General features: G+C 54.4%; 21 protein-coding genes and 1 pseudogene. 11 read left to right on the top strand and 11 right to left on the bottom strand.

What is annotated here, in order from left to right; genetic code table 11:
- Positions 1–105: 105 nt before the first annotated feature.
- Positions 106–1,380, bottom strand: a complete 1,275-nt coding sequence (locus JOE09_RS02475; protein ID WP_200544779.1) for a Glu/Leu/Phe/Val family dehydrogenase — start codon at positions 1,378–1,380, stop codon at positions 106–108.
- Positions 1,381–1,782: 402 nt separating this feature from the next.
- On the opposite strand from JOE09_RS02475, the gene JOE09_RS02470 reads away from it, so the two are divergent.
- Positions 1,783–3,123, top strand: a complete 1,341-nt coding sequence (locus JOE09_RS02470) for a D-serine ammonia-lyase (RefSeq protein WP_205064668.1) — start codon at positions 1,783–1,785, stop codon at positions 3,121–3,123.
- Positions 3,124–3,236: 113 nt separating this feature from the next.
- Positions 3,237–4,436: an enoyl-ACP reductase FabV gene (gene fabV, locus JOE09_RS02465; protein WP_205064667.1), complete on the top strand. Its 1,200-nt coding sequence runs from the start codon at positions 3,237–3,239 to the stop codon at positions 4,434–4,436.
- A gap of 80 nt (positions 4,437–4,516) precedes the next feature.
- Here the strand turns inward: fabV and JOE09_RS02460 are convergent, their stop codons facing one another.
- Complete coding sequence (locus tag JOE09_RS02460; protein ID WP_205064666.1) at positions 4,517–5,671, bottom strand: MFS transporter; 1,155 nt, start codon at positions 5,669–5,671, stop codon at positions 4,517–4,519.
- A 361-nt stretch (positions 5,672–6,032) separates the two neighbouring features.
- Between JOE09_RS02460 and JOE09_RS02455 the strand changes: the two genes are divergently transcribed.
- Positions 6,033–6,407 carry a hypothetical protein gene (locus JOE09_RS02455; RefSeq protein ID WP_205064665.1) on the top strand — a complete coding sequence of 125 codons (375 nt, stop codon included), beginning with the start codon at positions 6,033–6,035 and terminating at the stop codon, positions 6,405–6,407.
- Positions 6,408–6,441: 34 nt separating this feature from the next.
- Here JOE09_RS02455 and JOE09_RS02450 read toward each other — a convergent pair whose 3' ends face one another.
- A complete protein-coding gene (locus tag JOE09_RS02450) occupies positions 6,442–7,461 on the bottom strand; it encodes a substrate-binding domain-containing protein (RefSeq protein WP_205064664.1) in 1,020 nt (339 codons plus the stop codon).
- A gap of 110 nt (positions 7,462–7,571) precedes the next feature.
- Here JOE09_RS02450 and JOE09_RS02445 point away from each other — a divergent pair, with 110 nt between their 5' ends.
- Both JOE09_RS02445 and JOE09_RS02440 read left to right on the top strand, forming a co-directional pair.
- Complete coding sequence (locus tag JOE09_RS02445) at positions 7,572–8,576, top strand: Gfo/Idh/MocA family oxidoreductase (RefSeq protein WP_205064663.1); 1,005 nt, start codon at positions 7,572–7,574, stop codon at positions 8,574–8,576.
- A gap of 194 nt (positions 8,577–8,770) precedes the next feature.
- Complete coding sequence (locus tag JOE09_RS02440) at positions 8,771–9,016, top strand: hypothetical protein (protein WP_205064662.1); 246 nt, start codon at positions 8,771–8,773, stop codon at positions 9,014–9,016.
- 275 nt (positions 9,017–9,291) lie between these two features.
- Here JOE09_RS02440 and JOE09_RS02435 read toward each other — a convergent pair whose 3' ends face one another.
- Both JOE09_RS02435 and JOE09_RS02430 read right to left on the bottom strand, forming a co-directional pair.
- Positions 9,292–10,326, bottom strand: a complete 1,035-nt coding sequence (locus JOE09_RS02435) for a Gfo/Idh/MocA family protein (protein ID WP_205064661.1) — start codon at positions 10,324–10,326, stop codon at positions 9,292–9,294.
- A gap of 207 nt (positions 10,327–10,533) precedes the next feature.
- Positions 10,534–11,448, bottom strand: coding sequence for a bestrophin family protein (locus tag JOE09_RS02430; protein ID WP_205064660.1), 915 nt, complete (start codon positions 11,446–11,448; stop codon positions 10,534–10,536).
- Positions 11,449–11,575: 127 nt separating this feature from the next.
- On the opposite strand from JOE09_RS02430, the gene JOE09_RS02425 reads away from it, so the two are divergent.
- The gene (locus JOE09_RS02425) at positions 11,576–12,913 is read left to right on the top strand and encodes an LLM class flavin-dependent oxidoreductase (RefSeq protein ID WP_205064659.1); all 1,338 of its coding nucleotides are present in this window, start codon (positions 11,576–11,578) and stop codon (positions 12,911–12,913) included.
- Here the strand turns inward: JOE09_RS02425 and JOE09_RS02420 are convergent.
- Positions 12,901–13,836, bottom strand: coding sequence for a LysR substrate-binding domain-containing protein (locus tag JOE09_RS02420; RefSeq protein WP_205065096.1), 936 nt, complete (start codon positions 13,834–13,836; stop codon positions 12,901–12,903). The genes JOE09_RS02425 and JOE09_RS02420 overlap by 13 nt on opposite strands.
- Before the next feature lie 82 nt (positions 13,837–13,918).
- Here JOE09_RS02420 and JOE09_RS02415 point away from each other — a divergent pair, with 82 nt between their 5' ends.
- From JOE09_RS02415 to JOE09_RS02405, 3 genes are all read left to right on the top strand, one after another.
- Positions 13,919–14,398, top strand: a complete 480-nt coding sequence (locus JOE09_RS02415; RefSeq protein WP_105595666.1) for a GNAT family N-acetyltransferase — start codon at positions 13,919–13,921, stop codon at positions 14,396–14,398.
- A gap of 593 nt (positions 14,399–14,991) precedes the next feature.
- Positions 14,992–17,391 carry a TonB-dependent receptor domain-containing protein gene (locus tag JOE09_RS02410; RefSeq protein WP_205064658.1) on the top strand — a complete coding sequence of 800 codons (2,400 nt, stop codon included), beginning with the start codon at positions 14,992–14,994 and terminating at the stop codon, positions 17,389–17,391.
- Positions 17,392–17,626: 235 nt separating this feature from the next.
- Entirely contained in the window at positions 17,627–18,526 is a 900-nt protein-coding gene (locus JOE09_RS02405; RefSeq protein WP_205064657.1) for a tetratricopeptide repeat protein, read from the top strand.
- A 121-nt stretch (positions 18,527–18,647) separates the two neighbouring features.
- Here JOE09_RS02405 and JOE09_RS02400 read toward each other — a convergent pair whose 3' ends face one another.
- Positions 18,648–18,944 carry an Rdx family protein gene (locus JOE09_RS02400; RefSeq protein ID WP_105595663.1) on the bottom strand — a complete coding sequence of 99 codons (297 nt, stop codon included), beginning with the start codon at positions 18,942–18,944 and terminating at the stop codon, positions 18,648–18,650.
- A gap of 164 nt (positions 18,945–19,108) precedes the next feature.
- On the opposite strand from JOE09_RS02400, the gene JOE09_RS02395 reads away from it, so the two are divergent.
- Positions 19,109–19,678: a hypothetical protein gene (locus JOE09_RS02395; protein ID WP_205064656.1), complete on the top strand. Its 570-nt coding sequence runs from the start codon at positions 19,109–19,111 to the stop codon at positions 19,676–19,678.
- Between the two features lie 36 nt (positions 19,679–19,714).
- Here the strand turns inward: JOE09_RS02395 and JOE09_RS02390 are convergent, their stop codons facing one another.
- From JOE09_RS02390 to map, 3 genes are all read right to left on the bottom strand, one after another.
- On the bottom strand, positions 19,715–20,191 hold the full coding sequence (locus tag JOE09_RS02390) for a hypothetical protein (protein WP_338049275.1): 477 nt from the start codon (positions 20,189–20,191) through the stop codon (positions 19,715–19,717).
- A 320-nt stretch (positions 20,192–20,511) separates the two neighbouring features.
- Positions 20,512–20,904 (bottom strand): (R)-mandelonitrile lyase, encoded by a 393-nt coding sequence (locus tag JOE09_RS02385; RefSeq protein ID WP_205065095.1) that lies wholly within the window; start codon positions 20,902–20,904, stop codon positions 20,512–20,514.
- Between the two features lie 133 nt (positions 20,905–21,037).
- Positions 21,038–21,826, bottom strand: a complete 789-nt coding sequence (gene map, locus JOE09_RS02380; RefSeq protein ID WP_200546363.1) for a type I methionyl aminopeptidase — start codon at positions 21,824–21,826, stop codon at positions 21,038–21,040.
- A gap of 205 nt (positions 21,827–22,031) precedes the next feature.
- Between map and JOE09_RS02375 the strand changes: the two are divergent.
- Positions 22,032–22,622: pseudogene (locus tag JOE09_RS02375) on the top strand (flavin reductase family protein).
- A gap of 98 nt (positions 22,623–22,720) precedes the next feature.
- On the opposite strand, the gene JOE09_RS02370 reads toward JOE09_RS02375, so the two are convergent.
- Positions 22,721–23,491 (bottom strand): YdcF family protein, encoded by a 771-nt coding sequence (locus JOE09_RS02370; protein ID WP_205064654.1) that lies wholly within the window; start codon positions 23,489–23,491, stop codon positions 22,721–22,723.
- Positions 23,492–23,500 lie beyond the last annotated feature (9 nt).

The raw sequence follows: 23,500 nt of genomic DNA, 5'->3' as shown, positions 1-23,500 counted from the left end.
TAGAAGGAACGACGAGTCACTCATCGAAGGTAAAACGCCGGTGTTGTGGCTGAAATAGCACGCAAGGCACTGAACAGGGGCGGAAAACCGCCCCAAAGAGACGGATTAGCCCGGATAGATACCGCGATCTTTACGCGCCATCAGAATACGTTCACAGGCCACAATATAGGCCGATGTACGCAGGCTGCACTCTTTCTCACGCGCTTTGTCCCAGACGTGGATCATCGCCTCGGTCATGATTTTATCCATGCGTTCGTTAATTTCGTCTTCGCTCCAGAAGAAACTGGCCATATCCTGCACCCACTCAAAGTAGCTGACGGTTACCCCACCGGCGTTGCAGATAACGTCAGGAACCACGGTAATGCCGCGTTCGGCCAGTACGTCATCCGCCTCCGGGAAGGTCGGGCCGTTGGCACCTTCAAGCACCAGACGGCAGTGCAGCTTCTCGGCACGCTGGCGGGTGATTTGGCCTTCCAGCGCGGCCGGGATCAGAATATCCATTTCCACGTCCCAGAAAGCGTCATCGCTAATCACGTCAGCCCCGGTGAAGCCAGCGATTTTTTTATGAGTGGCCTGCCATTCGGTGAGTGCTGCCAGATCGATACCCTGAGCGTTAAACAGCGTTGCGGTGTGGTCCTGAATCGCGACCACGCGGCCACCGGCGCTGGCAAACAGGCGAGCGGCCTCGCTGCCAACGTTACCAAAGCCCTGTACGGCAACTCTGGCGCCTTCCAGCTCAATACCGCTGCGGCGTGCCACTTCACGGCCGGTAATAAATACGCCGCGCCCGGTGGCCTTTTCACGGCCCAGAGAACCGCCAAGGTGGATCGGCTTACCGGTTACCACGCCGGTAATCGTGGTGCCGTGATTCATGGAATAAGTATCCATCATCCAGGCCATCACTTTGCCATTGGTGCCGACATCCGGTGCAGGAATATCTTTCTGTGGCCCAATAATCAGACCGATTTCGCTGGTGTAACGACGGGTCAGACGCTCCAGTTCGCCTTCCGACAGAGCGAAAGGATCGACGCGAATACCGCCTTTTGCGCCGCCGTAAGGCAGGTTTACCGCCGCGCATTTAATGGTCATCCAGGCGGAGAGTGCCATCACTTCATTCAGGTCAACGTTGGGATGGTAGCGCACGCCACCTTTTCCCGGGCCGCGTGAGAGGTTGTGCTGCACGCGGAAGCCTTCGAAGTGACGAATGGTACCGTCATCCATCTGGAGGGGAATATCAACGATCAGCGCGCGCTTGGGGTGGCGCAGGGTATCGATCCAGCGCGACAGTTCACCGAGGTAGGGGGCGACGCGATCGATCTGCTGCAGGTAGGTTGACCAGGCTGTCTTGCTGCCTTCAGATACGTAAGATAGCTTTTCCATAACAAACCTTTATTTTATTAGCTCCACTTCGTCGGTGACCAATATGTACCCGGCGCGTGGCGCTTAGTTATAACTACTAATTACCGTGGATAGCTCAGGACATCTCACTGAGCTGCCATCAATTTAACACCAAAAAAAAGTTTCAAACTTATTAAATAATTGTAAATTGCTCCGTTTTGGTGCAGGTTTTTGACCTCAAACTGCATAGTTAACCTCGACGATAGGTCGGAGTTGCTTAACGGGCGGTTTCCAGCCGATAGTTATGCAGGTAAACTGCATATTTCTATTTTTATTATATTTTTCAGAAATTTGAATGCGATCATACTTTGGTGTTGATGCCCGCCGCGAGTGTTGAATCACACTAAATAAACATCATGTCGTCCAGATTCAGGAGAAGAAACTATGTTAACGGACGCTGAAAGCCTGAAACAGAGCTTTCCACTGTTAAATGAGTTGTGTGCATTACAACCCGTCACCTGGTTCAACCCTCGCTACACCAGCATGCAGGAAGGTTATCCTCACGTAGGGCTCAGTGCTGAACAGGTAGCCGATGCGGCCGCAAGGCTTGAACGTTTTGCTCCCTGGCTGGCCATCGCTTTTCCGGAAACTCAGGCCAGCGGCGGCATTATCGAATCGCCGATCTGTCCACTGCCCAAGCTGCAAACGGTGTTAGATGCGCGTTATGGCCAGCAGTTGACGGGGTCTTTGTGGCTAAAAAAAGACAGTCATCTGCCGGTTTCAGGTTCAATCAAAGCGCGTGGCGGTATTTATGAAGTGCTGGCGCATGCCGAAAAGCTGGCAATTGAGGCTGGATTGCTCACGCCGCAGGATGATTACGTTCGCCTGGCAGAGCCTGAATTTCGCCAGTTCTTTGGCCAGCACCGTATCGCGGTAGGTTCCACCGGTAATCTCGGTCTGTCGATTGGTATTATCAGCGCCGCGCTTGGATTTGACGTTACGGTACATATGTCCGCCGACGCCCGCGCCTGGAAAAAGCAAAAACTGCGCAGCCACGGCGTGACCGTGGTGGAGTACGAGCAGGATTACGGCGTGGCGGTGGCGGAAGGGCGGCGACAGGCCGCTATGGACGAGCGCTGTTTCTTTATTGACGATGAAAATTCGCACAATCTATTCCTTGGCTACGCGGTTGCGGGCGATCGGCTTAAACAGCAGCTGGCCGCGCAGCAGATTACCGTAGATGCGGAACATCCGCTGTTTGTCTATCTGCCGTGCGGCGTCGGTGGCGGCCCCGGCGGGGTGGCGTTTGGCCTCAAGCTGGCCTTTGGCGATAGCGTCCACTGCATTTTTGCAGAGCCAACTCATTCACCGTGCATGCTGCTTGGCGTGCATACCGGTTTGCATGATGACATTTCAGTGCAGGATCTGGGCATTGATAACGTTACGGCTGCAGACGGGCTGGCCGTGGGGCGTGCTTCCGGTTTTGTTGGTCGGGCGATGGAACGGTTACTCAGCGCCTTTTATACACTGACTGACGAAGAGATGTATGCACTGCTGGGCCTGACCGAGCGGCATCAGCAGCTGGCGCTGGAACCGTCGGCGCTGGCCGGTATGGCTGGCCCGTGGCGGCTGACAGCGCAGAGTGAGCAACTGGAAAAACAAGGGATTTCCGCGCGAGCGCTGGCGGGCGCAACGCATCTGGTGTGGGCGACCGGTGGTGGCATGGTGCCGCCGGATGAGATGGCGAAGTACCGTGTGGCGGCCACATTAGCGCTTAAAGAGTAAACAATCATCGTCTTCAGAGTAGTCGGTCGGGCGATAAGCGTGCATCCGTGCTTTGCCTGGAACGGCATAAGCGGTATTCTAGCGCCGAAAAAGTTTCCTATATTGAGGTCGACATGATTATTAAACCACGCATTCGTGGCTTCATCTGTGTTACTGCCCACCCGGCGGGTTGTAAAGCTAACGTAGAAAAACAGATCGAGTACGTTACTGCTCAGGGCGAGATCGCTTCCGGCCCGAAAAAAGTTCTGGTCATCGGCGCCTCAACGGGTTACGGCCTCGCAGCGCGTATTTCCGCTGCATTCGGCTGCGGTGCTGACACGCTGGGCGTGTTCTTTGAACGCCCGGGCGAAGAGAGCAAACCAGCCACCGCCGGCTGGTATAACTCCGCGGCATTCGAAGAGCTGGCAACGGCTAAAGGTCTGTATGCGAAAAGCATCAACGGCGACGCTTATTCTGATGCCGTTAAGCAGAAAACTATTGAACTGATCAAACAGGACCTCGGTCAGGTTGATCTGGTGGTGTACAGCCTGGCCGCGCCGCGCCGTACCCATCCAAAAACCGGTGAAGTGTTCAACTCCACGCTGAAGCCAATCGGTAAATCACTGGTCACCCGTGGTCTGAATACCGATAAAGAAACCATCAATGATGTGGCGCTGGAACCGGCTTCACAGGAAGAGATCGACGGCACCGTCGCGGTGATGGGCGGCGAAGACTGGCAGATGTGGATCGACGCACTGCTGGAAGCCGGCGTGCTGGCTGAAGGCGCAAAAACAACGGCCTTCACCTATCTGGGCGAGAAAATTACCCACGATATTTACTGGAACGGTTCTATCGGCGAAGCGAAAAAGGACCTGGACAAACGTGTTCTGACCATTCGCGACACCCTCGCTGCTCACGGCAACGGCGACGCGCGCGTTTCCGTGCTGAAAGCGGTTGTCACTCAGGCCAGTTCCGCGATCCCGGTAATGCCGCTGTATCTGTCACTGCTGTTTAAAGTGATGAAAGAGAAAGGCACCCATGAAGGCTGTATCGAGCAGGTTTACGGTCTGTTCAAAGACAGCCTGTACAATGCCTCACCGATTCTGGATGAAACCGGTCGTCTGCGCGCTGACTACAAAGAGCTGCAGCCGGAAGTGCAGGAAGAAGTGACGCGTCTGTGGTCCGTTGTGACCGACGAAAACCTGAACGAGCTGACCGATTTCGCCGGCTATAAAGCTGAGTTTATGCACCTGTTCGGCTTCGGTCTGGAAGGCGTTGACTACGCGGCTGACGTTAATCCGGATGTGAAAATCAAAAATCTGGTGCAGATGTAATTCCTGCCCGGATGAATGAACGGAGCAGCGACTGAGTTTTTAAACGCGCTGCTTCATTCAGCTTGATCAACCGCCATCGGTTAACGATGGCGGTTTTTTTTCGCCTGGTGATATGCAGCCAGCGAGATGAACACCAGTGACACCACTACCGACAGGGCTGCCGTCAGCAGCATAACACCGGTTTGACCGCCGGAATTTTCCAGCAAATAACCGGCTATTGATGGCCCCAGCGCCTGACCGCCGCCGATAACCAGGTTGATCGCGTTCATCAGTTTGCCATTGTTATCCAACGCCGCCACCCGCGACAGAATTAACGGCAGGACGTAAATCCAGGAAAATTCAAACAGCACCGCCGCCAGCGCGAATCGTACGCTGAGCGGGTGATGGCTGAACAGCGCAATCCCCACCAGCAATAATACGTATCCCAGCAGTAATAAAAACCGTCTGTGGCTGTGTGAAGACAGTGCTGCGGTGATGCAGGCACCCATCATGCCGAACACCGTAGCAACCGCCAGTATCTGCCCGCTGTGAATACGATCCAGCCCGGCATCTGCCGCAATGGTTCCGCTAAATGCCCAGACGGCGCTTTGTCCGGTATAGAACAGCAGCACTGCCAGCGCCGCCAGCAGCCCGGGCATATATGGCCCGGTGATATTCTTCGTTTGTTTCTGTACCGCTAAACCGGCCGGAAAAGCGCGTATCAGCGGAAAGCAGCCCATCATCAGAATGGCCAGCAGTAAATAAACCGTCATCAAGCCAAAACGGGCAAACAGCGGTGGCAGCACAAGTAAGCCGACCGCGCCGAGTAGCAATTGCCCGAGTATCCACAACGAAAATACTCTCCCTGAATTGCGGGTTGTGGCCGCGCTGGTAATGCACAGGATCATCAGCGTCCCTCCGGCCAGCGAAGCGATAAAGCGGCACGGCAGAAGCAGTGCAAAGGTCCCGGCAAAAGCCGATACGACATTACCCACCGTGAAAACGATAACAGACAGCAGGGCAACGCGGTGCCAGTGACATCGGCCCAGCCACCACCAGGCGGGGAACGTCGCAAGGCTCATCGCGCCCAGCTCCGTTGAGAACAGAAAACCGATGTAAGAAGGAGAAAGATGCAGCTGCACCGACAGCTGTGCGGCAATAGCGGGGGCGGTCATCAGGCCCCCGGGGGCCAGTGCGGCAAAGGCGACAATAGCGGACAGTAGCCGTCGCGATGGGAGAGCGGGTGATTCCTGCATGATGGCATTCCCTGCGGATCATTTCGTGCAGTATCGATTTTTAAACGCGCGGAGCGCTATCGTTCAGAAGAACGATACAGGCAAACAGGGTGGCCCGCCTGCACCTGCGCATAAGTATCGCCAGCCAGCGAATTAACAACCAAAGATAGTTCGTATCAGAATTTATTAAAAAGCCACCGGCTTTAAGGTTGAGTAAGTAGATAATTTGCGACATTTTTTGCTATTATCACTTCGCTTCCTTGCAGGTGGAAAATCGCAAAGTAAAACTAAGCCTGCTACGGGTCTTTAACTGTGTGCAACGGACGGATTTTGCACTGTTACCCCTTCTCCTGTGAAAGCAGGAACGCAATCTGGTGATGATATGCATAAATTAGTTCCAGCGCTGATGATGGCTTTCTTAGTCACGGGTTGTGCTGTTCATCCACAACCGCGCGTTGCGCCACCACCGCCTCCACAGCCGGTTGTGGAAAAACCAACCCTGAGCGCATTTGATGCTCGCGTTGGACAGTGTCGTGATGAGCTGGATGCGCTGCAATCTTACAACGTGACGGTTTATCAGCAGTACCGCCAGCGTTTCGATCGCATTAACGGCCAGCTGAATAAATATATGGAAATTCGTGGCAAAATTGGCAGCGACATTGACGATATCGCCTTACCAAAATATCAGTTTAATCTGCGCAATCTCTGCTTCGATATCCGCAGCGAACTGACCCGTCAGATCGTGAAAGAAGTCTGATAGTCTTCGCGGCAGCATCACGCTGCCGCGTTGTTCACTGACTGTTCTCCCGCGTATACAGTACAAATTCTATCTTGCCTTCCGCGTACTCATCCGGCCTGTTTTGCTGCTCCAGATATTTCAGCATCAGCGTCATTGAGCGCTGAGCAAGTTCCCGCGTATTCTGATCGAGCGCCAGCGCCAGCGCATCCTGCGCCAGCAGCGCGCGGGTGGTGGGATACAGCTCATGGGTGATAAACACCGCTTTATTCAGCAGCCGATAGCGTGCCAGCGCCTCGCCGATTTCGCGATTTCCCAGCCCGGTGTTGTAAACTCCGTGAATGGTTTTACTCTCGTACAGCTGCTGCTCCAGCAGACGGCTGACCTGCTGGCGGTCGTCCAGTGCGGCCAGCACCTTATGCACGCGCAGATGAGGAAACTGGCTGGAGAGCACCGCGCTGAATCCTTCCACCCGCTGCCGGTGCGCCAGGTAATCCATTCGCCCGCTGATGATAATCACCTCACCCGGTCCGTTGATCATTTTTCCCATCAGCAGCCCGGCGGTGCGCCCGGCCTGTAGCTGATTAATCCCGACGTGGCACAAACGCTTCGCCCCTGGCAGGTCGGTGGCCAGCGTGATCACCGGCACGTTGCGCTGATAACAGTGCTCAAGCGCGGCATAGATCGCCGGATGCTCGTGAGCAAATACAATGATGCCGTCGCGCTGTTCGCTGGCCTTGACGATCTGCGCCGCCAGCAGTTCCGGGTTATCCTCGGCAATCAGCGTGCGGTGTAGCGTCACCTGGCCATAACCCAGCTGACCGGCAAGATTGCTAAAGTCCTGACTCAGCTGGCTGAAGAAAAAGGCATCGCTGCTGCTGAGTAACAGCGCAATCTGCCACGGCTGGCGGTGTGCGTCGGGCAAAATACGCTTCAGACCCGCTTCTCTTGCTGCCTGTAATACCCGGCGGGTTGTGGCCGGGGAAACACCGCCGCGCTCGTTAAGTACGCGATCGACGGTCGCGACTCCCACGCCAACCTGCCTGGCCAGCTCTTCCAGCGTGATCTTCTTCACTCTTTTCTCCGAATGATGGAATTCCATCAAAAAGTCGATTCAGCCAGTATATTCACTGGCGCTATCCTGGCAATCGAACACTGATGTTTAACCTATAAAGGCGTCGCAAAATGGTACAAAAACGTAAGTTTGCCCTGCTGGGCACCGGATTTATCGGCCAGGTTCATGCTAAAAACCTGGCGGCCCATCCGGATATTGAGCTGGTGATGGTGGCCGATCAGGATCGCAGTCGCGCGGATGAGATTGCCAGCCGCTACGGTGCGCGCGTGGGTAGCGTGACGGAGGCGATTAACAGCGATGCCATCGATACCATCCTGATTGCGACGTCCACACCATCACACGCCGAATTTCTGGCCGCGTCGGCCGCGGCGGGCAAGGCGGTCTATTGCGAGAAACCTATCGATCTGTCGCTGGAAAAAGCGCGCCGGGTGGTAGACGAAGTGGCCCGCCATCCGGTACCGGTGACGGTCGGCTTCAACCGCCGCTTCGATCCCAGCCACAACCAGCTGAAACAGCATTTGCAGCAGGGGCTGATTGGGAACGCGGAACTGATCCAGATGGTTTGCCGCGCCTCTGAACTGCCGCCGCTGAGCTATCTGCAAACCTCCGGCGGCCAGATGCGCGACCAGGCAATACACTTTTTCGATCTGCTGCGCTGGCTGACGGAAGACGAAGTGGACACCATCGGAGCCATGGGATCGGCGCTGGCAATGCCGGAAATCGCCAGCTTCGGCGATGTGGACACCTCGGTGCTGATGATGAAAATGCGCAGCGGGGCGCTGGCGCAGTTGGATAACACGCGCCGGACCGGATACGGCTATGACGAGCGTATTACCGTACTCGGTTCGCAGGGAATGTCCGATTCCGCGGCGCAAAGCCCGCAGGGCGCCACGCTCTACAGCACCTCCGGTATCAACCGACCACCGCTGTATGCCGACTGGTTCAACCGCGTGAAAGAAACCTATTACCTGCATCTGGATGCATTTGTCCGCTCGCTGAATGGCGAAGCGGTATCCGTGCCGGGCCTGCACGACGGGCTACAGGCGCAGGCGATTGCCGAAGCGGCAGTGAAATCACTGGAAACCGGCACTTTCTGTAAGGTTGAGCAGCTGTAAAATATAACCGCAGCCGATCGCCGCGGGTGATCGGTTTCATCCTCAGCGTTCATCGGAAATATCACTTCTGTATGGTTATACCCAATGACAGGTTTTTAGTGCACAATATTGCCATTGCGAATTAAAGATATCAGTGCGCTGTACAATTAACTAAGATATAATTTCAAGCCACATTAATGACCGGAAAAACCGATATGAAATGGATTGCGGGTATTGTTTTTCTAATCGTTGGAGGGCTATTTTTCAATGGTTATTACACGGCAAAACAACAACTGGAGAAGGGCGTTTCGCTATTAGAGGTGGCGTTTACCTACAATGCTATGAATCCGGTTAGTCAGTATGGTTATTCTTGGGTGATGAAGAACAATAACGATCTGCAACGAGCAGTGAGCCGCATGAATGAGGCCACGCAAAAATTGAACGACGCTTCAACTGACTAATTTTTTTTTATCGTATTAATTCCTTAGTGCATGGTATGGATATCTGGTGAAAGAAAAAAGTCCGATATAAACCCGCAACTCGGCAGCTTAATATAAGCAACTTTTTTCCAGTCCTGGCAGATCGAACAAAGAGTCAGTCCCTTACAATATGGCAATCCTGCTTGCTGGAAACAGCATGTCACAAAAAACTTACGCAGTGAGTCGGCCATTACCGGAATTGAAAAAGCCGCCAGAAACGAAGGCGGCTTTTTTTCGATGTCTGTCAGACGCTGAAACTACTTCTCTTCGTTAAACACCTGACCAATCTGCCGACGCACTTCATCCATTGCCGCCAGCGTATCAATAGACGCAGAGAGCGGGCGAACCGGCGACTCCGTTTTACCCTGTCCCACGCACCAGGCGAAGTGAACGGCTTCATGGAACAGCTGGTCGTAGCGGTTACGCGGCTCATCGAAGTGCAGCACTTTTCCACCCTGGCTTGAGGTGAGGGTAAACGGCCCCGGCGCGTAGAAGGACGCACCGCCAATCTCCAGCGTGGCATCACGTCCGGCAATCACCGCCGCGCAAGGCGTATTACTGAACAGGGTGGTATTCAGCACAGAGTGCATGCCGTTATTGTGGGTCAGCAGCATTGACGTCTGACCGTTCACACCGCCCGGCACCTGCTGCCCGGTGGCGTGGATGGACACCGGCGCACCGGCGACTTTCACGCTAAAGCCGATCAGATAGCTGCCGAGATCCATCATCGGCCCGCCCGCTAAATCTGCGTTGAAGATACGGTGATCGGGGGTGAAAAATTCGCCGTGGTCGGCAAGCAGGGTATGCAAATCGCCCAGCGCACCATCCTCCAGCAGCTGGGTGATAATGTCGTATTTTGGCAGGAAGTCGCACCACATCGCTTCCATACACAGCAAACCTTTGGCTTTTGCCAATTCGGCCAGGCCGCGCGCCTGCTGCGCGTTGAGCGCCAGCGGTTTTTCAATCAATACGTGCTTACCGGCGTTCAGCGCCTGTAGTCCGTCGGGATAGTGATGATTATGCGGCGTGGCGATGTACACCGCATCAATATCCGGTGAGGCCAGCAGCTCGGCGGCACTACCAAAAGCCTGCGGAATGCCCATTTTGCTGGCGAAGGTGCTGGCCCTGTCCTGCGAACGGGAGGCTATCGCCACCAGCTGCTGCGAGGTGAACTCTTTCAGCGCGCGGGCAAAGCGTTCGGCAATCCAGCCCGGGCCGATAATGCCCCAGCGCAGCGAGGGAACGGCGTGGGGATCGAGCGTACGGGCCTTGGGTAATGAAGACGGAAACATGGCAGCTCCTGATTATTATGTGTAGGGCATCAAGCGGATTGAGTCGCCGCCGGGCGGCGCTATTTCACTATAGTCAGCGGATTTTACGGGGGAAACCGCTTTTATGATGGAAATCCATCAATCTGCCGAGGCAAGCCGCTATTAATAATCTTCAAGCAAAAACAGCGCATTGCGCGCTGTTTCGGGATGGGAAATGAACGGTTGAATTCAAATCAGATTGAATCGGTCATCAGGTTTAAGCGACGGCGGCAGCGCCTCATTATTCATATCCCGCAGCGTGCGTTCGATGGTGTTGCAGATGGCATTCAGCGGCAGATCGTTGGCATCGACGCCAAACGGATCTTCCAGCTCTTCCGCCAGCGACTCCAGCGACAGGAAGGTGTAGGAGATAAACATCGACACGACCGGCGTCATATAGTGCAGGTCGGTGACCAGCGCAAAGGGCAGCAGGGTACAGAACAGATACACCGTGCGCTGGAGTATCAGGCTGTAGGCAAACGGGATCGGCGTGTTACTGATGCGTTCGCAGCCGCCCAGCACCTGCGACAGGGTATTCAGATTATGGTCAATGCCGTTATACAGCAGATCGGAGATCGCGGCGCGGTCGCGCTGCTGCGCCAGCCACTCGCCGAGGCAGAGCAGCAGCCGGTTAGCGCGAAACGGGCTGTTGAGCACCTCATTTTGCCAATGGGCAGGGAGCAGACGCCGGATATCTTCACTGCTGTCCGTGCCGCGCAGCTGATGCTTCAGCGCCCAGCTAAAGGCCAGTAGCAGGGAGGTGAACTCGGCTACCGCCACCGAATCGCTGCGCAGCGCGCCTTTGGCCTGCCGCAGCAGTGAGCGCGTGGTAATCAGCAGTGATCCCCACAGCGTGCGGGCCTCAACGAATCGGGCATAGCTGGCGCTGTTGCGAAAACCGAGGAAGATCGCAATCGCCACACCCAGCAGGCTGAACGGCGCGGTGGTCAGATGCACGCCCAGCGTTTCGTACCATTGCAGGCTGATTACCGCAATAATCGACATCTGCAGATTCAGCCCAAGACGAAACAGAATTTTGGACAGCACCGCGCCGCGCCAGGAAAACAGACGGCGGAACCAGTGCTGATGGGGACGAACGATCATGGCAATATTTCCAGTGAGTTAGACACAAAGCGGCAATGCAAAGCCAATATTGATATTTAAATCTGCGGCAATTTTATGGAAATCTGAAGGCATATCTTATTACCACGGATTACCACGGAGTTAGCTTATGAGCCAGATTGCACGCCGGATTAAACTCGGCCTGATGTTACAGGGAGCAGGTGGTCATATGAACGCCTGGCGGCACCATAACGTACCTGCTGACGCCAGCGTCAATGTTAACTGGTATCACCAGCTGGCGCATCAGGCAGAAGACGCCGGACTGGATTTTTTATTCGTTGCCGACGGTCTGCACATTAATGAAAAGTCGCTGCCGCACTTCCTTAACCGCTTCGAACCGATAGCTCTGCTGTCCTCGCTGGCTTCGGTGACGCATCGTATTGGCCTGGCCGGGACCATTTCCACCTCGTACAGCGATCCCTTTACCGTTGCGCGGCAGGTGGCATCGCTCGATCTGCTGAGCGGCGGTCGCGCGGGCTGGAACGTGGTGACCTCGCCGCTGGAAGGATCGGGGCGCAACTTTGGCCGCGCGCATCCGCAGCATTCAGAGCGCTATCGCATTGCCGAAGAGTATTTACAGGTGGTGCAGGGGCTGTGGGACTCGTGGGAAGACGATGCATTTATCCGCGACAAGCAAAGCGGCGTGTTCTTTGATGCCTCAAAACTGCACGCGCTAAATCATAAAGGCGAATACTTCTCGGTGGCCGGGCCGCTAAATATTCAGCGTTCGCCACAGGGACAGCCGGTCATTTTCCAGGCCGGTGCCTCCGATACCGGTATTGCTCTGGCGGCCAAAACCGCTGATGCGGTGTTTACTAACGCCCGCACGCTGGAAGAAGCCGAAAGCTATGCGCACAAGCTGGACGCTGAAGCCCGCGCTCAGCAGAAACCGACCCCGGGCATTTTCCCCGGCATCACGCCGATTGTCGGCAAAACGGAAGCCGAAGCGGAAGAAAAATATCGCTATCTGCTGTCGCTGCTGTCGCTGGACGATGCCCTCAGCTATCTGGGGCGCTTCTTCGATCATCATGACTTCAGCCAGTACGATCCTGACGGTCCGTTCCCGGAACTGGGCACGCTGGGAGAAAATACCTTCCGTTCAACCACCGATCAGATCAAGCGGCTGGCGAAAGAGGAACAGCTGACGGTGCGCGAAGTGGCCTACCGCACCACGCTGCCGAAGGGGGAATTCTTTGGTACGCCGGAGCAGGTGGCGGATACCTTTATTCGCTGGGTGGAGCAGGGCGGAGCCAGCGGCTTTATCATCTGTGGTCCGGTACTGAACGAGGCGCTGGAAGACGTGACCCGTTATGTGCTGCCAATTCTGGCCGAACGCGGCTACTGGCAGCAGGACGAGCGCACCACGCTGCGCGAGCGTCTGGATTTACCGGTGCGCGAAAACCGTTATGCGGGAAATGCCGAACAGCAGCTGACTCACGCAGGCTGATTTTTTAACCCGCGCAGCAGTTCAAGCAGCCAGCGGCAGGCGTCGCGCTGGCTGTTTTTCTGCCAGCTGTAAATTTTGACCGTGTAGCGCGGAATGGCAAACGGCAGCGGATGGATTACGTACTCCACGCTGTGCTGCAAACGCTCTGCGGCATAGCGTGGAATGGTCATCAGCAACGGGCTTTGCGCGATGATAAACGGTGCGCCGAGTACCGACGGCATCCGCAGAGCAATATGTCGTTCCAGCCCCAGCAGCGCCAGCTCGCTGTCGATATACCCCGTTTCCTCATTCCACGGAGTCACCACCAGATGCCGGGCGGCAATATACTGCGCCAGGTCGACAGGCCGATCCGCGGGGAAAAAACGCGGCGAGGCAATCACCACGTATTCATCTTCCATCCAGTCCATTTCTTCAATGTCCGGCAGCCGGCGATCGTGGGTCTCGCTGAATCCTAATGCGAAGTCCACCCGCCCGGCCATCAGTTCGTGCAGCGCCACTTTCTGTTCGCTGTGAATCAACTGAAAGCGAAGCCACGGCGCGAGCTGCTGGACTTTCGCCATCAGCGCGGGGAACAGACTGAAGGTGGTGAAGTCGGTGACGGCAAAGGTGAATTCGTGCTGGCTGGTTGCCGGATCGAAACGGGGGCGTTTCTGTACGCTCTGATTCAGCAGCGACAGGCTGTTATTGACCGATTCCGCCAGCGCGGTGGCAAAAAGGGTGGGCTGCATTTCGTGGCCCACCCGGTAAAACAGTTCATCGCCAAGATGGCGGCGCAGGCGGCTTAGCGCATGGCTCAGCGCCGAATTACTCAACGCCAGCTCCTCCGCCGCGCGAGCGACCGACTGGTGTCGCCATACCGCGTCAAATACCAGCAGCAGATTGAGGTCGAGGTTACGTAAATTTGGATGCATAAAATTCACTATATGCTGATAACAATGCACTTCATTCATCCGAGATTAGCGGGTATTCTGCCCGCCATCAACTCAATGTAAGACGGGAATATCCATGAAACTTGTTATCCGCCGCGCTGAACGCAGCGATGCCGCACTGATCCTCGCGATGATCGCCGAACTGGCCGAATACGAAAAAGCGCTGCATGAAGTGATTGCCACACAGCAGGATATTGAGCAGACGCTGTTTGCTGATGACAGTAAATCGGAAGGGCTGATTTGTGAGATCGATGGCGTCCCGGCGGGCTATGCGGTGTTCTTCACCAGCTACTCTACCTGGCTGGGGAAAAACGGTATTTACCTGGAAGATCTGTACGTTTCACCGCGTTTTCGCGGACAAAAGGCCGGGAAGCAGCTGCTGCGCCACATTGCCAAACTGGCGGTAGAGCGGGGCTGCGGTCGTCTGGAGTGGAGCGTGCTGGACTGGAATCAGCCCGCCATCGATTTCTATAAAAGCATCGGTGCAGCACCGCAGGACGAGTGGGTGCGCTACCGCATGGAAGGCGCGGTGCTGACGGACTTCGCCGCCTCCTGATCGCCCGTTATTCCTGACTGGCTGGTTCGCGGCCTCAGCCTTTGTATTAAGACAGCCGCCAATCAGCTTAACAGCCCCGCCAGAAAGCCAGCCCGCTTTCTGGCTCAATCGTATCGATTCTCCGAAGATTCAACCGACTTAACGTACCCACAGAGTGAGAAGCTTCAATAAATTCAGCAAGTTTTGCAGTTTTCCCCGTCACTTAACGCCGCTTTGCAACCTCCCGACGCTATCTTCATCACTCTGCGGTGAAGCCATTCTGTAACCGCGTATCGAACCCGGTTTCATATTTTGGTTAATTATCACTCATTCCTTTTTTATTTTTTTATTATCAATTGGTTGCCTGGCAATGGCGGGCTGGCGCTTCTGCTCTATTGCACACTTCAATGACATCGCAACGTTTTCTCAGCGAAAAAGTTCCGCGACAAATTGTAAATAATTATTAATTTGAGATTGATAATGGTTATCATTTATATATGATGTCGCAAAATATAAAGATTCACCTGCAATACCCTTTTAGATTCGTTACACACCCGTTTGTACAGGAAGCCGATGCCGGGCAAATACCAATAAAATAGATCAGGGTATTTGACATGCTCAAATTTTCATCCCGCAGGGGATTGCTGCAGACGTCTCTCGTTATGGGAACGTTTTTTACCGCTGCCGTTAACGCCGCAGAAGCGCCTGCTGCGCAAAACGACGTAGCGACCAGCGCTAACACCAGCCAGAAACAGAATCTGGTCAAACCGGTTAAAAACAACGAGCCGGTAATGACCGTGACCGCCCCGGAGATCAAAAAAGTCGCCGGGACCAAAACCACCATCACCGCTGACGAGCTGCAAAAGCGCGGCAGCAACGATTTCGGATCGGTGATGCGTAACCAGCTGGCGATTAGCGCCACCGGTTCCAGCGGCGGTTCTTCCGACGGTAAAAGCGGCTTCGACCGCGGCGGCTACACCGGCTACAACATTCGCGGCCTGGAAAGCAACCGCGTGGCGCTGGACGTTGACGGCATTCCACAGCCGGATGCGACCGGCCGCAGCTACGCCAGCCGTGCGGGCGTGAACACCTTCGGGATTGGCCGCGACTACATCGATCCTTATGTCTACGGGCAGATCGATATCGTTGCCGGTGCCACCGAAACCTCCTACGCCAACAACGCCATGGGCGGTTCAGTCTCCTTCCAGCCGAAATCTGCCGATGATTATCTGCAGCCGGGTAAAGATACCTATTTCGGCTATCAGAGCGACTACGATTCTTCCAGCCGCAGCTGGCACAACGGCATTACCGCTGCCGCAGGCGATCAGACCCTGCGCGGCCTGATTGCCTACAGCCGACGCGATGGTCAGCAGACCCGCAACAACAGTGATGAACATGATGCCTACCCGGCTAACTGGCACTCCGACGCGGTGTTAACCTCGGGCATCTGGCAGCCGAACGACGAGCACAAATTTACCGGCGTGCTGGATTTCTACAGCAAGGTTAAGCACACCAACTACGACAGCTGGAACAGCAGCGGTTCTGCGATCCTCGGCCCGGCCAACCAGCAAAGCAATACCCGCCGCTGGGGTGCTTCGGTGAAGGATGAGTGGACGCCGTCGAGCCAGTGGGTCGACAGCCTGACCACCAAAGCGTACTGGCAGAGCACCGAAGCCCATGACAACACGCTGATGCCGGATGAAATGACCGGCAACATGCAGCGCGTCTACTCCGACTACAATGTGAAAACCTACGGTCTGGAAACGCAGCTGGCGAAAACTCTGGGCCGTCATAACCTGAGCGCCGGTCTGAACGGCCGCATCAGCGATGCAGAACGCCCGTTCAGCCAGTCTCCGGCACCGGGTCCGTTTAGTGTGGTGATGAAGCCGCAGGGCGACAGCCGCACCACGGTACTGGGTGGCTTCGTGCAGGACGATATCCAGTTTGACCTTAGCGGACACAACTTCTCGGTGGTGCCAGGCGTACGCGTGGCCCATCAGGAAACCAAACCGCAGAATCTGGATAATCTGACCGCCAACAGCACCGCGCTGAACGGCGCGTCGGTGGAAACGCTGTACGGTAAAACCAATAAAGATACTCAGGTGCTGCCGTCAATCAGCTTCAACTACGATCTGACGCCAACCCTGATGACCTATATCCAGTACAAGCGCGGCGCGCAGTTCCCGAACGCCAGCCAGCTTTATGGCTCATGGAACCTGGGTTCAAGCTATGCCGGTCCGCAGCAATATGCATTAATTGGCAATACCGATCTGGATACGGAAACCAGCAACAATTTCGAGTGGGGCGTGAAGGGGGAAGCGGTTGAAGGCGTAACGCTGAACACCTCGCTGTACTACAACAGCTATAAGAACTTTATTGCCTATTCCCGCTACCGTCGTGCGGCGAACCCGGACAAGTTCGTTAACGTACCGTCTAACATCTACACCACCTATCAGGCTGAAAACCGCGATAAAGCCTATATCTGGGGCGGTGAGATCAGCACCAAAGTTAACTTTGGTACCTGGTTTGAAGAGGTTAACGGCCTGAGCGCTAACCTTGGCCTGGCGTACAGCAAAGGTCAGTCGAAGTCGAGCTACAGCGGCGACAAGTACATCGACATGGAAAGCGTTGCACCAATGAAAGCGATTGTTGGCGTGGCGTGGGATGACCCGGCCCAGCGTTACGGTGCTGCGGTGACCGCTACCTTTGTTAAAGGCAAGCAGGCTGAAGCCACCAACCGCGAAAGCTATACTAACGTGGGTACGCCAATCACCGATTCCACCGCAAAATATATGCGCGTGCCGGGCTACGGCATGGTGGATATGACCGCATGGCTGCGCGTGAGCAAAAACGTGAAGCTGAGCGGCGGCGTATATAACCTGACCGATCGCAAATACTGGGATTATCTCAGCAGCCGTGAGCTGACGGAAAACACCGCGCAGGATGGCTACGACAATGCGCTGGCCGTGATGCCGGGCCGCAGTTTCCAGCTGGGCGTAAACGTCGATTTCTAATCGTTGTTAGTACCGCATTAATACTCAACCCCGCGTTTACACGCGGGGTTTCTTTTTGTGGGGCAAAAAATAGAAATAGTTAATTGTGTGGCGTTAACATATAACTGTGCGGATAATCTTAATTTTTTAAAAATCCTGTACAAGACGGAACCCAGAGGGTAGTTTTTCACTTTTCACGGAGACGCTTACCTTCAGGGTCAATTCATCATCAGTCTCTGTCAATAAGGACTGAAAAATGAAACCCCGCTCAAAAATCACCCTCGCTATTTCTGCCGTTATTATTATTTCCGCTGCATCAGCGATAACCTACAAAATCAAAGCAGACAATAAGCAGCGCTATATTTTTCAGCAGGCTGAATCCGGCGTATTGAAATATCAACTTGCGCTGGGGAATCGGTATTTAAACGACCATGATATGCAGCATTCAGCGTACTGGCTGAACAAAGCTGCGAAGCAGGGAAGTCATGAGGCGATGGATCAATTGGGGATTATTGCCTATTACCTCAAGAGCAAGACCCATCCTTCAACGGAAGATAAGCAGCTTTTTACTGACGTGGAGCAGACGCTCAACGCCAGCCGTCGGCCGCAAACCATGCTGGACGTTTATCAGCAGCGGGCCGAAGACGGCGATATGGAAGCGGTGCTTTCTCTCGGGCTTATGTATAAGCGCGGTAATGGCGCACCGGAAGACTATGCTCTGGCGCGAAAGTATTTCGAACGCTATGCGGCAGCGGATAACACCGCTAACCCCGGCAACGGTGAATACTATCTTGCTTCGATGTATCTGGCAGGGAGTGGTGTTGCGGTTAATGGCAAAAAGGCGCTGGCATTACTGCAAAAATCCTGCGATTTGAAATTCAAACTCTCCTGCTATGAACTCGGCGATCTCTATTATCAGGGCGGAGAGTCCTGGGCGAAAGATTATAGAAAAGGAACGGAACTGCTGGATGTCTACGCTGAGGGAAACAGCCCTGATTCCCGCGCCATGACTTACATTCAAAGTTTATTTACGATGTATCGCGAAGGGGGATATGGCATTACGTCTAATCCGCAGCGAATTCAAGCGATTAAAACCCAGCTGTGCCGCTCCGACGATCTTTACGGGAATGATTGTGAGGGGATAGCACAGCAGTAGAATTAACAGTGGCAGTGGCAGTGGCAGTGGCAGTGGCAGTGGCAGTGGCAGTAATTGTGACGCAGGCTCGCCTCTAAAAGCCGGGTATTTATCCACCCGGCTTTAACGCCTGAGCGACGTATTATTCCGCAGGTTTGGCGTGCTGATCGATATGGCCGAGATCGCGTTCCGGGAAGCAGATAGCCCGCAGCCGACGCTTAATCTCGGCGGCATCCGGGAAGCCATTATCGGTTTTACGGTTCCAGATAACCTCATCGTTGACGGTAATCTCATAAATCCCACCGGTGCCCGGCACCAGAGTAACGGACGCCAAATCGGTGCTGAAGGTGTGCAGCAGCTCCTGGGCCATCCAGCTGGCGCGCAGCATCCAGTTACACTGGGAACAGTATTGAATTTTAACAGCGGGCAGGGTGCTCATGGTTGCGGGCCTTCCAGTCGGTAAGAGATAAGGTGAAGTGGTTACCGGCATAATTTTATCCCGAAGCCTGGGTTTTGTCCTGCTGATTGTTATTTCAGACAGCTCTTAAATGGATTGAATAGACTATTGGTTAATATCAAAGGAGAGTGTTCAGGGAAAGAAAAATGAAACCATTTAATCAATCACTGTTATTAATCGCCTGTCTGGCGCTGTCTTCCTGTTCTACGATGCATAAATACGCCACCGGTCGCTATTACGAAATATATCGCGCGGATGATTTGCACGCCTGTGAGTTTAAAACCAGATTTAACGCCTGCGCTGAACCTTACACCTTCGATTTGAAAATTTCCGATGATACCAATCGCATTGCGCTGGCTGAATATTTCAGCCCGTCGCAAAATTCCAGCTATTTTGGTTTTATTCGCGGCGACTATGACAGAGAGACGCAGCCCATCCGCGACTTTATCATCTGGTCGAAGGCGAACAGCGCAGGCGGCAAGCGAGTTACCGTCAAACGCAAGGCGGGAAATGCCGTAGGTTACCTGTTTGAACACAGCGATGTGGTTTACGTTTTCGACTATATCCACTCGAGGGAAGATATACCGATGCTGATGCTGAATATTGAAGGCAGAGGGCGCTACTTTGGTTTTACCACTGAACAGGCGGAGAAACTACTGCAGGTACTGGATGCCTGGTACGCCGGGAAGTTCACCGGTGAAAAGCTCACCGGTTAAACGCTCACTTGTTAAAACCTGACGCGCTGGTGAGGGTTAAAACTTCTGGAATCTGAAGCTACCGTCGTCGCAGTTTTTTAGCTGTAAATCGGTGACCGGTTTTTTATCGTAGTATCCTTTTTCGGTCTTATAGACTTCATAAACAAACACCTCGCCGGTTTTATATGATCCGGTCACGTAGTAATAAGAAGTCAGATTGGGCTTAAACGAAACCGTATGGAAACTGCCGTTATCGGCAATCATACGGATAGCGATACTACCTTTGGCGCTGACCCAGAACTCGCGCCGCATCACTGACGTTTCCGGGATCTCCGGGAAACCAAGCAGCTTGTTATTCAGCCTCGTCTGGAAGCCAATCGCGTTATTCGTATAGCCATTATCTGGGGAGTCAAGATTAATGCACTCTGCAGTATTCGGATATACGCGCATATAGTCGAGATTTCTGTTATCAAAACTTATTCCCACGCGATCGCCGGATTCAACGTCCTGCAGTTTGTGGCTATAAGTCGCCACGGAACATCCGGTTAATGTGGTGAGAAACATTCCCACAAGTAAGGTTTTTTTTATCATAACTATTCCGCTGTCATATTGATAAGGGTGTGAATAATAACGGTAGGAGGATTATTGCTGGCCGTTATTAATATGTATAGCAAAAGATGATCGAGGGATATTCTTGCACCAGAAAGTGGATTCAAAAATAAGATGTCTCTGATTACAGAGGTCATGGTCGGTAGACGACGACGCTTTTATGCGCTTACCGCTTCTTCAGGGATCGCCGATCGATAATTAAATGCTCCGTTAAATGGCGCCCGAATCCAGGCGCTGTGTATAACTCAGGGATACTGTTCGTCGCTGACGTGCTCCAGCCAGTCCACCACTTTACCGTTTTCGGCTTCAGCAATGGCGATATGGGTCATTGCGCTGCCTGCCGATGCGCCGTGCCAGTGCTTAACGCCGGGGCGTATCCAGATGATATCACCGGTCGCGATCGGCTGAACTTCCTTATCCCACTCCTGCACCCAACCCTGACCGGCGGTGACGATCAGCGTCTGGCCAAGTGGATGCGTATGCCATGCGGTGCGTGCACCGGCGCTAAACGACACGGTCGCGCCGCCTACACGAGCAGGTTCGGTCGCCTGGAAAGGGGCATTAATGGTGACTGAACCGGTGAAATAGTCGGCGGGTCCGGCTGCGGGGGCTTTGCTGCCGTTTTTAATGATATCAATCATGGCGATTCCTCTGCTCGAATGAAAATCGGGCATCCGTTAACGGATACCCGACAATAATAGGCCATTTAGCCGCAGAGATTGAGGCGGCAGCCCACATAGCAGTTATGAGTAAATCTCATTAATAGCGAGGTTAAATCGCTTCGTACTCACCTGTACCGTCTGGCCACGGCGTCAGCAAATCAAACCCGGTTTCGGTGACCGCCACGGTGTGCTCCCACTGTGCCGACAGCGAGCGATCTTTCGTCACGACCGTCCACTCATCGGCCAGCACGCTGACCGCCGCTTTACCGGCATTAATCATCGGTTCGATGGTAAAAATCATGCCCGCCTTCAGTTCCGGCCCCTGGCCCGCAATACCGTAGTGGAGGATCTGCGGGTCATCATGATAAATCTGACCGATGCCGTGGCCGCAGTATTCGCGCACCACGCTGAAACCCGCACCTTCGGCGACTTTCTGGATTGCTGCGCCAATGTCACCCAGGGTACTGCCGGGGCGCACGGTCCTGATTCCGGCCACCATTGACTGATAGGTGACTTCCACCAGACGTTTAGCGCGAATTGACGGGGTGCCAACGTAGTACATGCGGCTGGTGTCGCCGTACCAGCCGTCGCAGATCAGCGCCACGTCAATATTGACGATATCGCCATCGCGCAGCGCTTTTTTCGAGTTCGGAATGCCGTGACACACCACATGATTCACCGAGGTGCAGGTGGTTTTGGTGTAGCCGTGATAGCCGATATTGGCCGGGATGCATTTGAGCGTATTCACAATGTAATCATGGCAGATATCATCGATTTGCTCGGTAGTGATACCGGGTTTAACGTGCTCACCGATCATCGCCAGCACTTTTGCCGCAAGGTTTCCGGCGATCCGCGCCTTCTCAATTCCCTCGGCCGAGTGAATTTTAATATTTCGCATAACGGTTCCTGAAGTTAAGTATCTGATAGCTATTCTAGTTTCCGATCAGCGATGAAACAATCACTGACGTAATGAATCTCGTTTCAATCGGCAACGGTTTCTGTTTATCCAGCCGTGCTGCACCGAATACGTCAGCACGACAGGCGGCTACCGGATGGTTTATTCTGGTTTCTACCTAGTCACATCACGCTCATCGAGAAAATTTATGAACGAATTTATTGCCCCTGTAGCGCTGGAAAAAGCCTACCGCCTGATTAACCATGGCCCGACTGTGCTGGTTTCAGCCCGTCACGATGGCGTACAAGATGTGATGGCCGCCGCCTGGGCCACCGGGTTGGATTTCTCACCGGCCAAGATCCTGGTGGTACTGGATAAGATTGCTAAAACACGGCAGCTGGTCGAGGGAAGTGAAAGCTTCGTCATCCAGGTTCCTACCGTGGCGCAGATAACGCTGACTCACGCGGTGGGCACCCGCAGTCTGTTTACCGAACCCGATAAGCTGGCGAACTGCGGTGTTGAGCTGTTCTCGTTTGACGGTTTCGATTTGCCGTTTGTCGCGGGCTGCTCGGCGTGGCTGGCCTGCCGGTTGATTAACGAACCGCATAACCAACAGGCCCACGATCTGTTTATCGGCGAAGTGGTCGGTGCATAGGCCGACAGCCGGGTGTTCAGCGAAGGGCACTGGCATTTCGATCGTGCCGACCCGGCGCTGCGCAGTCTGCACTATGTTGCAGGCGGGCAGTTTTACGCGACGGGTGAGTCGCTGAACGTGCTGGACGGCTGCGAAGGGAATTAACTGGCGGGCGGTTCACAAACAGGGAGTGCCGTTCAGTGGTTCAGCACTCCCGTTTCAAGAACGATGTGCCCAACTGGCCGCAGCGATAAATTCGTGATTCAGGCTCTGCTCAGTTCGCCCAGCTTCGTTTGCGTAATACGTTGCCAGGCCGCGGCGACGTCCTGCGGGATAGCAACATGGCCGATAAACCCGGCACCTTTCGGCCCGTAGCCGCTGGCATCATTATTCAGCCGACGCATCTCGCCCAGCGCCATTGAAATAAAGCGTTCGACATCCCAAATCCCCGCGCTCTGCGCGCCGGTAATTAACGTGCTACCGGCAACAGAGACGAGGCGGGGGACAAAGACCGGCCAGTTAATAAACCCGGCCTTCATTTCTCGCTGTTGCCAGCTAAATTCGAACGTTTCCCGCGTGCGGCGCTGCATCAGCGGGTCCTGCGACAGGATAATTTTTTCCGCCTTCAGCCCCAGGTCGGCAATCATATCGCGAGTAAAATCCGCGTTCTGCCCGCAGTTTGCTGAGCGGTTCTCAACGTAAAGCTGCGAAGGGGGAATAGCGAAGAACTCGGTGGCCAGGGCGAAAAAGATATCTGCTTCGCCCTGCTGGTCGAAGGTGGCGTTTCGGGTTAACGCGTTTTCAGCCAGCGCCTGCTTCAGTAAAACCGTAGAGTGCCCCACGCCGCCGGTAAACAGTAGCGGAATGCCGGTTGAGGCCGCCAGCTGCAACACGCCCAGGATCGCCGGTACTACGGCATGCCCGGCGAGCACGATCAGATCGGCATCAAAGTGGCCCGCCAGCGGCAGTTCATCCCACGAAAGCCACTCGCTGATAAGGTTGATATCGCTGTGAGTGCGGTTATCTTTCTGCATTGGTACTTC

Source organism: Pantoea coffeiphila (assembly GCF_016909495.1).
Classification (GTDB): domain Bacteria; phylum Pseudomonadota; class Gammaproteobacteria; order Enterobacterales; family Enterobacteriaceae; genus Erwinia; species Erwinia coffeiphila.
The sequence above is the reverse complement of the archived record's forward strand: the minus strand, read 5'-3'. Positions and strand labels throughout refer to the sequence as shown.

What these genes read in the sequence shown, in the direction of transcription:
- JOE09_RS02475 (WP_200544779.1), bottom strand. Translation starts at nt 1,380, where the DNA reads ATGGAAAAGCTATCTTACGTATCTGAAGGCAGCAAGACAGCCTGGTCA.
- JOE09_RS02470 (WP_205064668.1), top strand. Translation starts at nt 1,783, where the DNA reads ATGTTAACGGACGCTGAAAGCCTGAAACAGAGCTTTCCACTGTTAAAT.
- fabV (WP_205064667.1), top strand. Translation starts at nt 3,237, where the DNA reads ATGATTATTAAACCACGCATTCGTGGCTTCATCTGTGTTACTGCCCAC.
- JOE09_RS02460 (WP_205064666.1), bottom strand. Translation starts at nt 5,671, where the DNA reads ATGCAGGAATCACCCGCTCTCCCATCGCGACGGCTACTGTCCGCTATT.
- JOE09_RS02455 (WP_205064665.1), top strand. Translation starts at nt 6,033, where the DNA reads ATGCATAAATTAGTTCCAGCGCTGATGATGGCTTTCTTAGTCACGGGT.
- JOE09_RS02445 (WP_205064663.1), top strand. Translation starts at nt 7,572, where the DNA reads ATGGTACAAAAACGTAAGTTTGCCCTGCTGGGCACCGGATTTATCGGC.
- JOE09_RS02440 (WP_205064662.1), top strand. Translation starts at nt 8,771, where the DNA reads ATGAAATGGATTGCGGGTATTGTTTTTCTAATCGTTGGAGGGCTATTT.
- JOE09_RS02435 (WP_205064661.1), bottom strand. Translation starts at nt 10,326, where the DNA reads ATGTTTCCGTCTTCATTACCCAAGGCCCGTACGCTCGATCCCCACGCC.
- JOE09_RS02430 (WP_205064660.1), bottom strand. Translation starts at nt 11,448, where the DNA reads ATGATCGTTCGTCCCCATCAGCACTGGTTCCGCCGTCTGTTTTCCTGG.
- JOE09_RS02425 (WP_205064659.1), top strand. Translation starts at nt 11,576, where the DNA reads ATGAGCCAGATTGCACGCCGGATTAAACTCGGCCTGATGTTACAGGGA.
- JOE09_RS02415 (WP_105595666.1), top strand. Translation starts at nt 13,919, where the DNA reads ATGAAACTTGTTATCCGCCGCGCTGAACGCAGCGATGCCGCACTGATC.
- JOE09_RS02410 (WP_205064658.1), top strand. Translation starts at nt 14,992, where the DNA reads ATGCTCAAATTTTCATCCCGCAGGGGATTGCTGCAGACGTCTCTCGTT.
- JOE09_RS02405 (WP_205064657.1), top strand. Translation starts at nt 17,627, where the DNA reads ATGAAACCCCGCTCAAAAATCACCCTCGCTATTTCTGCCGTTATTATT.
- JOE09_RS02400 (WP_105595663.1), bottom strand. Translation starts at nt 18,944, where the DNA reads ATGAGCACCCTGCCCGCTGTTAAAATTCAATACTGTTCCCAGTGTAAC.
- JOE09_RS02395 (WP_205064656.1), top strand. Translation starts at nt 19,109, where the DNA reads ATGAAACCATTTAATCAATCACTGTTATTAATCGCCTGTCTGGCGCTG.
- map (WP_200546363.1), bottom strand. Translation starts at nt 21,826, where the DNA reads ATGCGAAATATTAAAATTCACTCGGCCGAGGGAATTGAGAAGGCGCGG.
- JOE09_RS02370 (WP_205064654.1), bottom strand. Translation starts at nt 23,491, where the DNA reads ATGCAGAAAGATAACCGCACTCACAGCGATATCAACCTTATCAGCGAG.